At 63.9% G+C, this 13,605-nt stretch carries 15 protein-coding genes and 1 riboswitch; of the genes, 6 read left to right on the forward strand and 9 right to left on the reverse strand.

Going from position 1 to position 13,605, the window contains the following annotated elements; translation table 11 throughout:
• The first annotated feature begins 26 nt into the window (after nucleotides 1-26).
• Nucleotides 27-500 carry a hypothetical protein gene (locus tag P0Y65_13010; GenBank protein ID WEK03121.1) on the forward strand — a complete coding sequence of 158 codons (474 nt, stop codon included), beginning with the start codon at nucleotides 27-29 and terminating at the stop codon, nucleotides 498-500.
• Here the strand turns inward: P0Y65_13010 and cobO are convergent.
• The 7 genes from cobO to P0Y65_13045 all read right to left on the reverse strand — a co-directional run bounded on the left by cobO (nucleotide 497) and on the right by P0Y65_13045 (nucleotide 8,286).
• A complete protein-coding gene (gene cobO / locus P0Y65_13015) occupies nucleotides 497-1,138 on the reverse strand; it encodes a cob(I)yrinic acid a,c-diamide adenosyltransferase (protein WEK03122.1) in 642 nt (213 codons plus the stop codon). The two genes, P0Y65_13010 and cobO, sit on opposite strands and share 4 nt — an antisense overlap.
• Entirely contained in the window at nucleotides 1,135-4,836 is a 3,702-nt protein-coding gene (gene cobN, locus P0Y65_13020; protein WEK03123.1) for a cobaltochelatase subunit CobN, read from the reverse strand. Before cobN ends, cobO begins: the two co-directional genes overlap by 4 nt.
• Nucleotides 4,836-5,288, reverse strand: coding sequence for a hypothetical protein (locus tag P0Y65_13025; protein WEK03124.1), 453 nt, complete (start codon nucleotides 5,286-5,288; stop codon nucleotides 4,836-4,838). Before P0Y65_13025 ends, cobN begins: the two co-directional genes overlap by 1 nt.
• Nucleotides 5,288-6,343, reverse strand: a complete 1,056-nt coding sequence (gene cobW / locus P0Y65_13030; protein ID WEK03125.1) for a cobalamin biosynthesis protein CobW — start codon at nucleotides 6,341-6,343, stop codon at nucleotides 5,288-5,290. The genes P0Y65_13025 and cobW overlap by 1 nt, the downstream gene beginning before the upstream one ends.
• Nucleotides 6,340-7,098, reverse strand: coding sequence for a CbtA family protein (locus P0Y65_13035; GenBank protein ID WEK03126.1), 759 nt, complete (start codon nucleotides 7,096-7,098; stop codon nucleotides 6,340-6,342). The genes cobW and P0Y65_13035 overlap by 4 nt, the downstream gene beginning before the upstream one ends.
• A gap of 25 nt (nucleotides 7,099-7,123) precedes the next feature.
• Nucleotides 7,124-7,309 (reverse strand): CbtB-domain containing protein, encoded by a 186-nt coding sequence (locus tag P0Y65_13040; protein WEK03127.1) that lies wholly within the window; start codon nucleotides 7,307-7,309, stop codon nucleotides 7,124-7,126.
• A gap of 91 nt (nucleotides 7,310-7,400) precedes the next feature.
• A riboswitch (cobalamin riboswitch) is annotated at nucleotides 7,401-7,615 on the reverse strand.
• A 35-nt stretch (nucleotides 7,616-7,650) separates the two neighbouring features.
• The gene (locus tag P0Y65_13045; protein WEK03128.1) at nucleotides 7,651-8,286 is read right to left on the reverse strand and encodes a hypothetical protein; all 636 of its coding nucleotides are present in this window, start codon (nucleotides 8,284-8,286) and stop codon (nucleotides 7,651-7,653) included.
• 98 nt (nucleotides 8,287-8,384) lie between these two features.
• Here P0Y65_13045 and P0Y65_13050 point away from each other — a divergent pair, with 98 nt between their 5' ends.
• Complete coding sequence (locus tag P0Y65_13050) at nucleotides 8,385-8,639, forward strand: DUF2164 domain-containing protein (protein WEK03129.1); 255 nt, start codon at nucleotides 8,385-8,387, stop codon at nucleotides 8,637-8,639.
• 74 nt (nucleotides 8,640-8,713) lie between these two features.
• Nucleotides 8,714-9,070: a DMT family protein gene (locus P0Y65_13055; GenBank protein ID WEK03130.1), complete on the forward strand. Its 357-nt coding sequence runs from the start codon at nucleotides 8,714-8,716 to the stop codon at nucleotides 9,068-9,070.
• 27 nt (nucleotides 9,071-9,097) lie between these two features.
• Here the strand turns inward: P0Y65_13055 and aztD are convergent, their stop codons facing one another.
• Both aztD and P0Y65_13065 read right to left on the reverse strand, forming a co-directional pair.
• A complete protein-coding gene (aztD, locus tag P0Y65_13060; protein WEK03131.1) occupies nucleotides 9,098-10,282 on the reverse strand; it encodes a zinc metallochaperone AztD in 1,185 nt (394 codons plus the stop codon).
• 110 nt (nucleotides 10,283-10,392) lie between these two features.
• A complete protein-coding gene (locus P0Y65_13065) occupies nucleotides 10,393-11,334 on the reverse strand; it encodes a zinc ABC transporter substrate-binding protein (GenBank protein ID WEK03132.1) in 942 nt (313 codons plus the stop codon).
• Nucleotides 11,335-11,440: 106 nt separating this feature from the next.
• Here P0Y65_13065 and znuC point away from each other — a divergent pair, with 106 nt between their 5' ends.
• From znuC to P0Y65_13080, 3 genes are read left to right on the forward strand one after another with little or no spacing between them, the layout of a single operon-like run.
• Nucleotides 11,441-12,256 carry a zinc ABC transporter ATP-binding protein ZnuC gene (gene znuC, locus P0Y65_13070; GenBank protein WEK03133.1) on the forward strand — a complete coding sequence of 272 codons (816 nt, stop codon included), beginning with the start codon at nucleotides 11,441-11,443 and terminating at the stop codon, nucleotides 12,254-12,256.
• On the forward strand, nucleotides 12,246-13,064 hold the full coding sequence (locus P0Y65_13075; GenBank protein WEK06796.1) for a metal ABC transporter permease: 819 nt from the start codon (nucleotides 12,246-12,248) through the stop codon (nucleotides 13,062-13,064). The genes znuC and P0Y65_13075 overlap by 11 nt, the downstream gene beginning before the upstream one ends.
• Entirely contained in the window at nucleotides 13,054-13,470 is a 417-nt protein-coding gene (locus P0Y65_13080) for a Fur family transcriptional regulator (GenBank protein ID WEK03134.1), read from the forward strand. The genes P0Y65_13075 and P0Y65_13080 overlap by 11 nt, the downstream gene beginning before the upstream one ends.
• Nucleotides 13,471-13,605 lie beyond the last annotated feature (135 nt).

Genomic DNA, 13,605 nt, shown 5'->3' on the forward strand with positions numbered 1-13,605 from the left:
TGCGTGGCGAGGGCAGATTGCGCGCCATGCGTATTTTGATCACTTTGCTTGTCGCCTTTTTTGCCCTCCCCGCCCTCGCCCAGCAGAGCGAGCATTACAGCAATGCCCGCTTCGGTTTTGGCATGGATATCCCCTATGGCTTCGTGCCGCAGGGGGAGAGCGACAATGCCGACGGGGCGCAGTTCGCCCACAAGGGCAAGCCGGTCAACCTCATGGTCTGGGGCGGCAATCTGGCCGGGGATTTCGAAAGCGAGGCGCAGGAAGCGATGAGCTATTCGGTGGATGCGGACTGGAATATCGAGGGCCAGTCGGTGACGCCGCAATGGGCAAATTTCACCGCCATCCAAGGCTTTAGAAAGCTCTACCAGCGCATGGTGTTGCTGTGCGGTGGCACGAGCTATGCCGCTGTGCGGGTCGAATATTCTGTCGCCGAGGCCGGCAAGATGGACAGCGTGATCGAGAACATGGCAGCGTCGCTGCGGGCGGAGAGTTGTTCTTAGAACTCTATTCCCTTCTGCGCCTTCACGCCTGAGCGGAAGTGGTGCTTGATCTCGGTCATTTCGGTGACGAGGTCGGCGATCTCGATCAGCTCGTCCTTGGCATTGCGGCCGGTGACGATGACATGCTTGTCCGCCGGCTTGTTGCGGAGCACCTCCAGCACTTCCTCGAGCGGCAGGTAGTCGTAGCGCAGCACGATGTTGAGCTCGTCGAGCAGGACCATCTGATATGATGGATCGGCAATGAGAACCTTGGCCTGATCCCAGGCTTTGCGGGCGGCGGCGAGGTCGCGCTGGCGGTCGGCGACGTCCCAGGTAAAGCCCTCGCCCATGGCATTGATGGTGACCTGCTCGGGGAACTTGTCGAGTACATCGCGCTCGCCGGTCTCCCAGGCGCCCTTGACGAATTGCACCACGCCGACCCGGAAGCCGTTGCCGATGGCGCGGAAGACCATGCCGAAGGCGGCCGTCGACTTGCCCTTGCCCTTGCCAGTATGGACGATGAGCAGGCCTTTTTCCTCTGTCTTGGTAGCAAGGATTTTCGTGCGTGCGTCCTTCTTCTTCTTCATCTTTTCGGCGTGATAGGCATCGCGCTCGGCTTCGCTCATCAGGTCGGTCTTCTTGGCCGGTCTGTCGGTCATCTGCGGTCCTCGAAATAGGCATGGATGGAGTTTGAGCGCGGGATCCAGAGGCCACGGCGGCGGGCTTCGTCGAACTTTGTCAGCAATTCGGCATAGCCATGGGCATTGGCCGATTTCAGCCAGTCGCGGGTGGCGTCGTCTTCCACGAAGGCCTCGAAGGCGAGGTCGAAGTGGTGAGTTTTGACCGCGCCGGTGGTGGCGGCGAAGGCGAACATGAAATCCACCGTGGCGATGATCTCGAAGGCGCCGCGATAGCCATGGCGCTGCATGCCGGCGAGCCACTTCGGATTGACTACGCGAGAGCGCATCACGTGGGAGATTTCCTCTTCCAGCGTGCGGATTTTGGGATTTTCTGGACGGGAATGGTCGTTGTGATAGGCGGCTGGCGCGCGGCCGGTCAGGGTTTCGGCGGCGGCGGCGAGGCCACCCTCGAACTGGTAGTAATTGTCCGAGTCGAGCAGGTCGTGCTCACGGTTGTCCTGGTTGTGGATGACGGCGTCGATGTCGGAGAGACGTGCGGCGAAGCGGTCGCGCTGCGGCGTGCCGGCACTTTTGGCGCCATAGGCATATTGGCCCCAGTCGAGGGCCTGGGTGGCAAGATCGGCCTTGCTGGACCAGTTGCCGGAATCGATCAGGGCGTTGAGGCCGGCGCCATAGGTGCCGGGCCTGCTGCCGAAAATGCGATGGCCCGCAGCGTGATCATCGGCGCCCTTGGCATCGGCGCGCATGGTGGCGGCGATGGGATTGTCGTCGGCGGGTTCGTCGAGTGCGCCCACGGCGCGGATGGCGCGGTCGAACAGGGCGATCTGGGCGGGGAAGGCGTCGCGGAAAAAGCCCGAGATGCGCAGGGTGACGTCGACGCGCGGGCGGCCGAGCTTTGCCAGCGGGATGATTTCGTAGCCCGAGACGCGCAGCGAGCCGGGATCCCAGACGGGCCTGGCGCCAATCAGCGCCATGGCCTGGGCGATATCGTCGCCACCGGTCCGCATGTTGGCCGTGCCCCAGACGGAGAGGGCCACCGCGCGGAGGTGATGGCCGTGATCCTGCAGGTGACGGAGGACCAGGCTTTCGGCGGATTTTTTGCCGAGTTCCCAGGCGGTTGGCGTGGGGACGGCGCGGCTGTCGACCGAGTAGAAATTACGCCCGGTGGGCAGCACGTCGAGCCGTCCGCGCGAGGGCGCGCCGGAGGGGCCGGGGGCGATGCACTTGCCGTCGAGGCCATGGAGCAGCGCCGCCATTTCGGCGGGGCCGGAGGCGGCCAGGCGTGGGCCGATGACGGTGGTGATGGTGTCGAGGACGGCGATGGTGGCGGTCCAGGATGGATCGGGCGGTGTGCCGGTAACGAGATCAGCGGCGATGGTTTCGAGATGTTCGACCACGTCGCCGATGGTACGGACATTGGCGATCGCGGGACCGGTCCAGGGCTCTCCAAGCTTCGCAGTCAGCGGATCGAAGCCGAGCTTGAGGTCGTCGGCCAAGGCCCGGATGATGGAGTTTTCGCCAGGGCCATCGCCACGCGGCACGCGGGCTAGCGCGACGGTGAGATCGCGGGCAAGCGCACCCTGCGGCGACTGGCCGAAAATGTGCAGGCCATCGCGGATCTGGGCTTCCTTGAGGTCGCAGAGGAAGTTGTCGATCTTGATCAGCGCTTCCATCTCGTCTTCGGGCAGGCCGATATCGCGGTCGAGACGGCTGTCGCGGGTGAAGTCGAGGATGCGGCGCTTGAGGTCGGCGAGACGGCGGCGGTCCATGCCGGAGGCGGCGTAATATTCGTCGAGCAGGGCCTCGAGGTCCTTCAGCGGACCATAGGTTTCGGCGCGGGTCAGCGGGGGCACGAGATGGTCGATGATGACGGCGCCGGTGCGGCGCTTGGCCTGTGTGCCCTCGCCCGGATCATTGACGATGAAGGGATAAAGATGCGGCAGCTGGCCCCAGAGCGCGTCGGGATAGCTGGCCGCGTCCAGAGCCGTCGCCTTGCCGGGCAGCCATTCAAGCGTGCCGTGCTTGCCATTGTGGATCAGGGCATGCGCGCCGAAGTCGTGGCGCAGCCAGAGATAGGCCGCGAGATAGGCATGCGGTGGCACCAGCGCCGGATCGTGATAGCTCAGCGTCTCGTCGAGCTGGTAGCCGCGCGCGGGCTGCAGGAGGATGGCGACATTGCCGAAGATCAGCGCAGGCAGATGGAAAGTGTCTTTGCGGACGAAGGGATCGGTCGCAGCGTCGCCCCAGCGGGCGGTCACCTCGTCGCGGATCTGCTGCGGCAGGGTGGCGAAAAGTGTGCGGTAGCGGGCGAGGGTCAGCTGGGCCGGTGAGGTGCCTCGGGCGGGATCGGCATTGGTTGGGCCGGATTGCAGGGCAGCGATGAGGGCGGCGGAGTCCTGTGGCACGCCCTCGTGGTTCGAGGGGCGCTGCGCGCCCACCTCACCATGAGGGCTACTGAGAGAATAGCCAGCGCCGTCCAGCGCCTGCAGCATGCGCACCGTCGATTCCGGGGCGTCATAGCCAACGCCATTGGCGAGGCGACCGTCGCGGATGGGATAGTTGGCGAGGACCACTGCCACCTTGCGGTCGGCCCGCGGGGTGGCGCGGAGGCGCGACCAGTTCTGGGCCAGGGTGACGGCGCGGTTAATGCCGGAATGGTCGGGGGCGTAGCTGGTGAGCGGGACCTGGCAGCGTTCATGCCAGACGGCGTCGGACTTGTGGCCGACGATCAGGCCGCCTACTCGCCCGTCAACCTCGGGCATGACGAGGAACATCGCCATGTCTTTTGCGCTGAGGCCCTGGCTGTCGGCCTGCCATTGCGCTTCGGACCGACCGGTCTGGATCAGCTGGATGACAGGGCCGTCAGTACCGGCGAAGGGATTGGATTTGGCCTCAAGCCCATCCACGCCGAGGGCGAAACCAGTGAGATTGAGGATGGTGGAGGGCGGGAAGGCGACCAAAGCATTCTGCACGAAACGGATGCAGGGCGCCTCCTTGAGCGAGGAGACGAGCAGCGGGACAGGGTTGAGGCCGCGCGTTTCGAGTTCGGCGATCAGGGTTTCGATCGTCGCCGTGCCAGCGCCTTCGAGCGCGGCGCGGTAGAAAAGAATGGGGATGTTGGCGGCACCGGACTGGTGCAGGGCGCCCAGGTCCGCCTCGTCGGTCATGCCGGTCGCAGGATGCCAGAGGCCGAAGCGGGCGAAGGGTTGGGGTTGCAGGTCGGAAAGAGCCCTCTCATCTGCCAGCGCCTTGAACGCCCGCAGGATCGTGTCGGCATTGTCCGGACCACCCGCGATGAAGAGGCTATGCAGCCTTGTCCAGTCGCCAGGATGCACGGTGGAGCGCGCCTGCAGGATCGGATCTGGATTGGCGTCGCCGGGCAGCAGGGCCAGGGGGATTTTGCGGTTGGCGCAGAGCGCGGTCAGTTCATCGACGCCATACTGGAAATAGGCGGCGCCGCCGATCAGCCGGAGGACGACGAGGCGCGCATGCGCCACGGTCTGTTCCAGCCAAAGATCGACCGAGAGATTATTGGAGAGGCGCAAGGTGTTGGCGAGGCGGAGTTCATCCTCCCCTGCCCGATCGGCGGCGCCCGCCAGCATGGCCAGTTCGCTGTCGGCCGACGAGGCAAAGACCAGCGCTCCGGGGCGCTGGTTGAGGTCGATGGCCTCGCCCTCCTGCTGGATGGCGCCGGCCTGGGCGGAAAGGAGATGCATCAGACCGGTTTCCGGCGCGGCAGGGCGGTGACGGCCATGGCCAGGGCGCCGATGGCGGCAATAACGGCATAGCCATTGAGATTGACGAAGACGTTGCCGAACATGGCGTAGATGATCGGCACGGACGTCGCCGCGCTCGCAAAGGCGCCAATGGCCGGGGCGGCGAAGATGCGGGGCCAGCCGCTGAGGCGCGGCTCGGCGAAATGCCAGGCCAAGGCAGAGATAGCGGCGGCGGGAAGGCCGGTAACCCATCCGACGGTCATGGAGATCAGCAGCAGGGTGAACACCGCCTGGACCATCTCATCGGCGGGGATCGGGCTGCCGGTATTCATGCCCATCATGAGTCCGAAAGCCGCCAACCCGCCGACCAGCGGGCCGAAGAAAATGATGGCGAGAGCGCGGGGAAGGCGGGCTGGTTCGGAGTTCGGCGCAGCGTCGCCTTCCCCGACCATCAGGCAGCGACCTTGGCGCGCTGCAGGCTGGCCCTGATGGCAGCGTGGTCGAGCGGGCTTTCACCGATGACCACAAGCGCGGTTTCGCGGGCTTCGCCTTCTTTCCAGGGGCGGTCGAAATAGGCGGTGACGCGGGGGCCAACGGCCTGGATGGCGAGGCGGGCTGCGGCGCCGGGAATGGCAGCAAAGCCCTTCAAACGCAGCACATCATGATCGCGGATGGTCTGCTCGATGGTGGCGAGCAGGTGGTCCTTGCTCTCCACGCCGGCGATCTTGAGCGAGAAACTGTCGAAGTCATCATGCTCGTGGGTCTCGCCGCCATGCTCCAGTTCGTGGTGGCTGGGACGATTGGCAATGTCGTCCTCGCTGCCCATGCCCAGGCCCAGCAGCGCCGTGATATCGACATGGCCATTGCGGGCATGCAGCACGCCAACGCCGGGGCGGAGTTCGGCGCGGACATTGCGCTCGACATCGGCCAGCGTCGTCGCATCGACCAGATCGGCCTTGTTGATGATAACGAGATCGGCGACCGAAAGCTGGTCTTCGAACAGCTCGCCCAGCGGGGTTTCGTGGTCGAGCATTTCATCCTGGCGGCGCTGGGCGTCGACGGCGGCTTCATCACTGGCGAAGCGGCCTTCAGCCAGTGCCGAGGCATCGGCCACGGTCACCACGCCGTCGATGGTGACCTGGGCCTTGATCTCGGGCCAGTTGAAGGCGCGGATCAGCGGCTGCGGCAGGGCGAGACCGGAGGTCTCGATGACGATGTGATCGAACTTTTCCGGGCGGGCCAGCAGGGCCTGCATGGTGGGAATGAATTCATCAGCCACGGTGCAGCAGATGCAGCCATTAGAGAGCTCGACCATATCCTCTTCGCGGCAGGTCTCGTCGCCACAGCCGGCGAGAATGTCCTTGTCGACGCCGAGATCACCGAATTCGTTGATGATCAGCGCGATGCGCTTGCCCTTGGGAGCATGGGCCAGCAGGTGCCGCACCAGCGTGGTCTTGCCGGCGCCGAGGAAGCCCGTGATGACGGTGGTCGGGATTTTCGTGGTCATGCGGGGGCTCCGTGGGAGATGGTGGTGCTGCGGGTAGCGAGGACATCGCTGAACTTGCCGAACAGGGTGCCGAGCAGCAACCAGAAGACAAAGCTTGTGCCGAGGGTAATGGCGGCAAATTCTGTCGCCAGATGGGCGGGAACGCCGCTCGGCTCGTCAGGCGCAACGGGCGCACCGATGATATGGGGGGCAATCACCAGCGCAGCGGCGACGGCAAAGGCCCAGCCGGCGCGAGTTTTCGCGAGCAGGAGGCAAGCGCCGCCGGTGGCCAGCGCCGTGCCGACCCACCAGATCTGGCGGGCGAAGAGATCGGCCGCCGGCATGCCGGGCAGTTCGGGTGCGAGGCCATAGGCGGGGGCCAGCGAGAAAGTCAGGAAGCCGGCAATACCCCAGAGGAAGCCATTGGCGAAGGTCACCGGGATATTGGCGAACATCGAAACAGCGCCGATGACCAGGGCAAAGCCGGCGGCGGCGAGCACGGTGGCCAGCGTTGTGTAGGCGGTGCGCTCGAAGCCATCCTGTGGCGCCCATTCCTCGGCTTCGACGGCTGCGACGACGTCGTGGCTGTGCTCGGCGGTGCCTTCGGCATGGTCGTGCCCGACGACGGCTGCCTCGCCGTGGCTGTGGCCGCCTTCACCTTCGAAGGTTTCGGCATGGAGGATGATCGGGGTGACGCGGAAATGCTGGATCGCGGCCGTGACCAGGCCAGCACAAAGGGCTGCGAGAAGCGCAGCGGCAAACAGATTGCGGATCATTTTCGTTTGTCCCTGAAGCCCTGCCCTAGTGGCAGGGGAAGCCCATGGCGTGGCGGGTGTCGTGGGCGCCATTGTGCAGGCGGAAATCGCCGGCAAAGCCGGTGCCGACCAAGAGGGTCAGACCCAGCATGAGCGCCAAGACACCAGCGACGAGACGCTGGGAAAGAGACAGGGAATAAAGGCCAGTGGCCGTGGTCGTCGTTGTATTCATTGCAGCACCCTCCGTGCGCGAATAGTGGGCTCCATAGCCCGTTTTGGTGGGTCGAATTTCGAACCGCAAAGTGGGAGCCACTTTTGCTGAAATTCTCCCGTCGGGTGCTGGCAGGTCTCCTGGCTTGCGGGTCTTGGCTGCACCGGACCTTCCCAGCCTGATGGCCAGTGGTGTTCCCGGTGTCGCTCTCCGCTCACAGTTGCGGGGGCAGCCACGGTTTTGCGCCCTGATGGGTACGTCGCACCGTGTTCCCTTTTGATCCCTCAGACACAACGGCCTTCGGAAACCAACACGAGAGCAGAGTTACGCCCTCGTGATCACGCGGTCAATTGCGGCAAGACCTACTCGATGGGATCGAGCGCATAGCCCAGACTGAGACTGGTGACGCGGGTGCCGATTTCTGCCAGCAGAGGATCTTCGGATGAGACCTGGACTTCGCCCACAACAGAGGTGATGTCGATGGCGGTCGGGATTTCGTCCTCGGGCGAGAAACGCAGGGAGACGTAGCAATCGCCGTCAAGCGGACCGGCCAGAGTGCCCGTTTCGAGCAGGGCATAGCCGCCATAATCCCACCAGAAGCCACCGATGTTGAACGGCTCCTCGTTGATGGCCTGTACATCGGCGACGCTCATGCCGAGGCGGATGCCACCGGGGCCGGACTGGCTGGGTGCGAGTTCGACCGCGCTCAGCTTTTCCAGCCGATCCTCGTCGAACCAGGAAAACACCATCTCGCGCTCGGGATCACGAGGATAGACGGTCGTGGCTATATACTGCGTGCCTTCGGGGCCGTCGACGAGGCCGGTCGTCACATTGTCCGCGCCGAAGGTTTCGATGAGCATGTCCTCCGACGAATCGGCACCAAAGGCGCCGGAACAGGAGATGGGCTCAGCCACCGCAGCGGCCGACTTGTCCTTGGCGAGGGCCGGCGTTGCCATCGCGACGGCGCAGGCCGTGCACAGAAAAATGCGAAAAAGCATAGGGGCTTTGTCTCCTCGGGACGCCGATTTTGTCGCAAATCGCCGCGTCCGACAATCTGCGACTCGCCTTATGAACTGCAGCTGAAGGAGCACTGCCCATGAAGCCAATCAAGTTCAGCAAGGAAGAGACCAAGGCGATCGTGGGCGAGATCCAGGATTACTTCCGCAATGAGCTCGACCAGGATATCGGCGCCATACCGGCCGAGATGCTGATGCAATTCTTTGCCGACAAGATGGGCGCCTATTACTACAACCGCGGGCTGTATGACGCGCAGGGCGTGCTCAAGGATCGCATGGACAGCCTGCATGACGATCTCTACGCGCTCGAACAGCGAACCAAGCACCTACGCTAAAATCCGGCTTCTCAGGCGCTGCCGCTGTGGCTAGATAGCGCGCCGGATTTGGCCGGTTCGTTCAGGAGGAAGCCTTGGGCTTCAACTTTGCCACGCTGGCGCCGATCGGCCTGCTGATCGCATCCAATCTGTTCATGACCTTTGCCTGGTATGGCCACCTCAAATTCCCCCAGACAGCGCTGTGGGTCGTGGTGTTCATCAGCTGGGGCATAGCGTTTTTCGAATATTGGCTGGCGGTGCCGGCCAATCGCATCGGACATGCCGTCTATTCAGGCGCCGAACTCAAGACCATCCAGGAGGTGATTTCTCTCTCGGTCTTCGTGCTGTTTGCCGTGTTTTACCTTGGCGAGAAGCTGACGCTGAACCATGGCGTGGGCTTCGGGCTGATCGCTCTCGGGGCTTTCTTCGTCTTCAAGGGCCCGTTCAAGTAGGGCGGCCCGCAGGCCGCCCTCAAGGCATCAGTGCACTGCGCCCGAGCCGCCAACGGCGACAATGTTGAAGGGGGCGCCGTTGACATCCAGCGTGCCCGTCTCGGCAAAGCTTTCCACGTCGATCAGGTGGACCTTACCCTCATTAGGGTCGGTCACCGCCACCAGGTCGCCAGCCACGGCGATGCGCGGGCGCGGCAGGGCCCAGTCGCCGTCCATGGAATAGGGTTCGGTGACGGCGAGCGAGTGCGTGATCTCACCCGCGATCACATCGAGCTGGTTGAGCTTGCCGTCCTCGGTGAAGATGTAGGCGAACTTGGGCTGGGCCGGATCGACGGCGAAATGCATGCGACGCGTCGGCAGATCGACGAGGCGGAAGGCCTTGTCTTCGGCCGGATCGATGATGGCGACCCTGTCGGCCCCATAATTGCCGAGGAAATACTGCATGCCGACGCCGCCGAGGAAAGTGGTGGACTTGCCATCGGGCAGCCCGTCGTAGGTGATCTTTTCGATCCTGGGTTCGCCGGAGCCGGAGGCAATGAGAACGCCGTCGCTGCAGCCGATGATGACCAGATTGCCAGAGGTGGCTTCGCCATGCAGGTCCGGGCAGGCGTGGGTTTCGCCGACCAGATTGCCGGCCTTGTCCAGCACGTTGAGGCCGATGCGCGGCTTCTTTTCGTCATCGGCATTGGCTGATGACACCAGCGTATAGTCGCCCCATGGCACGGCAACGCCATGGTGGGCGGTGCCGCTGTCGACCTGCGTGGTGGCCACTTCGCCACGATGCACCCAGTCATGGGCGCTGAACAGGTCGACCTTGCCCGACCCGTCGTGGAACAGCGCAACCTTGCCGCCATGTTCCACAAAGTGGGCCGGCTTTTCGCCGGCCAGCGTCGCTTCGATCAGCCTGGGTTCGGTGATGGCAATATCGCCGTGGTCGCCATGGTCTTCGAGCGCGATGCCGCTGTCGATGGCGGCAACCTGATTGGCCGAGCCCTGCACGGCGAAGACGGCGCCGTCGGTCGTGTAAAGCGAGGCAGGGCCCGCGAGGGTGAAGGTATCGAGCGTGTCGCCGGTTTCGAGATCGAGCGCGGTGACGGTCGGGGCGGCATGATCGGCAATGAACAGGCGCCAAGCGGTGGCGTGGTCATCGGCGAAGGCGGGGCAAGTGAGGGAGGTGGCAGCGAGAAGCGGCAGCAGGAAACGGGACGGCATAATAGCTCCGATATGTTAGCACGTTACGACTACGGGGAAATGGAGGGCGTGAAGGGTCGGCCCCTCCCCGGTTGGGGAAGAGCTGAATCGTCGGGAGAAGGGGTAGTGGGTTAGCCCAGGCAATCGACCAGACTGCTGGCCAGCCCGCGCAGCAGGGTGGGATAGAGTTCCACGCCTTCCTCCAGCGCCCCGCCTTCGGGATCGAGGACGCCGGACTTCGCCTCCGTCCCTTCGGTGATGGCCTTGATGATCGTGGGTTCGAAGTTGGGTTCGGCGAAGACGCAGGTGGCCCCGAGGGTGGACACTTTCGCCTTGAGTTCGTCGATGCGGGCAGCGCCCGGGGTGACGTCGGGGGTCACCGTGACCGAACCGGCCAGCGTCAGGCCGAAGCGGGCTTCGAAATACTGATAGGCGTCGTGGAAGACCACGAAGGGCCTGTCGGCCACCGGCGCCAGGGTCGCGGTCAGTTCGGTTTCGAGCGCATCGAGCCTCGTGCTTTCAGCCTCGGCATTGGCCTGATAGGCGGCGGCATTGTCCGGATCAGCTTCGGACAGCGTCGTGGCGATCTGGGTCACCATCAGCTTGGCATTTTCCGGATCGAGCCAGAAATGCATGTCGCCTTCGCCCTCTTCATGGGCATGGTCGTGACCCTCGTGGTCATGATCGTGGTCTTCATCGCCATGCGAATGGGCTTCGAAGGCGCCGCCTTCGCGGACGGGAAGAAGCGTGATGCCCGGAGCGTCGGCGAGTTCGACCACCATTGCCTTGCCGGCGAGGGTGTCGAGCGCATCGCCGAGGAAGAGTTCCATGCCGTGGCCGGTCCAGAACACCAAGTCGGCGCTTTCCAGCGCGCCGGCATCAGAGGGGCGCAGGGCATAAGTATGGGGGGAGGCCGAGCCCTTGACGATCAGGGTGGGCTCGCCAACGCCTGCCATGACGGCAGCAACGAGGGAATGCACCGGCTTGATGGAAGCGACGACATTGGGTGCAGCCATGGCGGTCGAGGTCAGTAAGGCCATGGATAGCAGGGAGATGGGGGCGAGCAGTTTCATCGGCAGGGACCTCTTGAAGACGGAGCGTTGTAGCGTGATATGTTATGTTATTACGCTTGAGCGGTGTTATGCTATAACGTATTGAGAGGCGTCAAGAGGGTTGCGCATGAATGCACTTGTACCAAGGGAAACGCTGATCACGCTAAGCAATGCGGGCGTGGCGCGCGGCCGCCGCACGCTGGTGAGCGGGGTCGACCTGACCATTGCGCGCGGCGAGATCGTGACGCTGATCGGCCCCAATGGCTCGGGCAAGAGCACCACGGCCAAGATGGCCACGGGTGTGCTCAAGCCCACGACGGGCACGGTGACGCGCAAACCGGGCCTGCGGATCGGCTATGTGCCGCAAAAGCTCACCATTGACTGGACGCTGCCACTGACCGTCGAACGGCTGATGACGCTGACTGGGCGCTATTCGCCCGCCGAGATCGACGCGGCGCTGGAAGCCGTGGGCGCCAGGCGGCTGCTCAAAGCGGCGGTGCAGGAACTGTCCGGCGGGGAATTCCAGCGCGTGCTGTTTGCCCGGGCGATGATCCGCAAGCCGGATCTGCTGGTGCTGGATGAGCCGGTGCAGGGCGTTGATTTTTCCGGCGAAGTGGCGCTCTACGACCTGGTTCGGCAGATTCGCGATACCACGCAAAGCGGTATCCTGATGATCAGCCACGACCTGCATGTGGTGATGGCCGAAACCGATACGGTGATCTGCCTCAATGGCCATGTCTGCTGCCGCGGTACGCCGTCCATGGTCAAGCGCAGCCCGGAGTATCTCAAGCTTTTCGGTGAGCGCGCCGCCAGCACCCTGGCGATCTATCAGCATCATCATGATCACGAACATCACGACGATGGCTGCGTCACGCCCGAAGGGGCGGCGCACAAGCATGATCATGATCATCACGACCACGCGGGGCATGACCATGTTCGGTGACTATTTCTCCCGCGCGCTGATCGCCGGCGTGGGCCTCGCCGCCGTGGCCGGGCCGCTGGGCTGTTTCGTCGTCTGGCGGCGCATGGCCTATTTCGGCGACACCATGGCGCATTCGGCCCTGCTGGGCGTGGCGCTCTCCATCCTGCTGTCGATTAACATGACGCTGGGCGTCTTTGCCGTGGCGGCGCTCGTTGCCGGGGCGCTGATCGTGCTGCAGAAGCAGGCGACGCTGTCGACCGATGCGCTGCTCGGCATTCTCAGCCATTCGACGCTGGCCGTGGGCTTGGTGCTGGTCGGCTTCATGACCACCGTGCGCATCGACCTGATGGGGTTCCTGTTTGGCGACATTCTCGCGGTATCGGTGGAAGACATTGCCATCATCTATGGCGGCGGCATTGCCATCCTCGCCATCCTCATTCTCGCCTGGCGGCCGCTGCTGGCCTCCACTGTCAGCGCCGAACTGGCCGAGGCCGAGGGGCTGCGACCCGAAGCGAGCCGGCTGGTGCTGATGATCCTGATGGCTTCGGTCATCGCCATTGCCATGAAGCTGGTGGGCGTGCTGCTCATCACCTCGCTGCTGATCATCCCGGCGGCGACGGCGCGCCGGCTGAGTGCGACGCCAGAGAGCATGGCTGCTGTGTCCGCTGTGCTCGGCGCCATTGCCGTGGTGGGCGGCTTGTTCGGATCAAGAACGTGGGATACCGCTTCGGGACCATCGATTGTGGTGATGGCACTGCTTATATTCCTTGTGTCACTGGCAGTACCCGTGGGCAGATTGTTCGGCAGGAGAGAAGTGCATGGCACATAGTCACGACATTCCGAGCGACCTGACGCGCAACCAGGGTCTGGTGCTGGGGGCGCTGAACCATTCCGAGGCGCCGCTCAGCGCCTATGACATTCTCGACAAGCTGCGTGGCGATGGTCTGCGCGCCCCGCTGCAGATCTATCGCGCCCTCGACAAGCTGGTGGAACGCGGCCTGGCGCATCGGCTGGAATCGCTCAATGCCTTCGTCGCCTGTGCCGACGAGCATTGCCACCGCAAGGGGTTGATCGCCTTTGCCATCTGCGAAGGTTGCGGCAAGGTCGATGAATTTGCCGACGCGGTGATCGAGGAGCGGCTTGGAAACTGGGCCAGGCAGACCGGTTTCAAGGTCGAGCGGACGACGATGGAAATTCGTGGTCGGTGTGGAGCTTGTTTGGCGGCTGCCGCTTAGCCACCGCGCCATCCACACCCACGATGTCATCCCGGCCTTGAGCCGGGACCCATCCTGACATGTCGTAAGTTCAACTTATTGTCGCTCGACCACCTTGCGGCCGTGGTCAAATCTCTAGATAGGCCCCGGCTCAAG

The sequence above is a fragment of the Candidatus Devosia phytovorans genome, assembly GCA_029202405.1.
GTDB classification, from domain to species: domain Bacteria; phylum Pseudomonadota; class Alphaproteobacteria; order Rhizobiales; family Devosiaceae; genus Devosia; species Devosia phytovorans.

Bases quoted from the DNA above. Each gene is read 5' to 3' on its own strand.
- P0Y65_13010 (WEK03121.1), top strand. From the start codon at position 27: ATGCGTATTTTGATCACTTTGCTTGTCGCCTTTTTTGCCCTCCCCGCC.
- znuC (WEK03133.1), top strand. From the start codon at position 11,441: ATGAATGCACTTGTACCAAGGGAAACGCTGATCACGCTAAGCAATGCG.
- P0Y65_13035 (WEK03126.1), bottom strand. From the start codon at position 7,098: ATGATCCGCAATCTGTTTGCCGCTGCGCTTCTCGCAGCCCTTTGTGCT.
- P0Y65_13075 (WEK06796.1), top strand. From the start codon at position 12,246: ATGTTCGGTGACTATTTCTCCCGCGCGCTGATCGCCGGCGTGGGCCTC.
- P0Y65_13065 (WEK03132.1), bottom strand. From the start codon at position 11,334: ATGAAACTGCTCGCCCCCATCTCCCTGCTATCCATGGCCTTACTGACC.
- P0Y65_13080 (WEK03134.1), top strand. From the start codon at position 13,054: ATGGCACATAGTCACGACATTCCGAGCGACCTGACGCGCAACCAGGGT.
- aztD (WEK03131.1), bottom strand. From the start codon at position 10,282: ATGCCGTCCCGTTTCCTGCTGCCGCTTCTCGCTGCCACCTCCCTCACT.
- cobO (WEK03122.1), bottom strand. From the start codon at position 1,138: ATGACCGACAGACCGGCCAAGAAGACCGACCTGATGAGCGAAGCCGAG.
- P0Y65_13040 (WEK03127.1), bottom strand. From the start codon at position 7,309: ATGAATACAACGACGACCACGGCCACTGGCCTTTATTCCCTGTCTCTT.
- cobW (WEK03125.1), bottom strand. From the start codon at position 6,343: ATGACCACGAAAATCCCGACCACCGTCATCACGGGCTTCCTCGGCGCC.
- P0Y65_13045 (WEK03128.1), bottom strand. From the start codon at position 8,286: ATGCTTTTTCGCATTTTTCTGTGCACGGCCTGCGCCGTCGCGATGGCA.
- cobN (WEK03123.1), bottom strand. From the start codon at position 4,836: ATGCATCTCCTTTCCGCCCAGGCCGGCGCCATCCAGCAGGAGGGCGAG.
- P0Y65_13050 (WEK03129.1), top strand. From the start codon at position 8,385: ATGAAGCCAATCAAGTTCAGCAAGGAAGAGACCAAGGCGATCGTGGGC.
- P0Y65_13025 (WEK03124.1), bottom strand. From the start codon at position 5,288: ATGGTCGGGGAAGGCGACGCTGCGCCGAACTCCGAACCAGCCCGCCTT.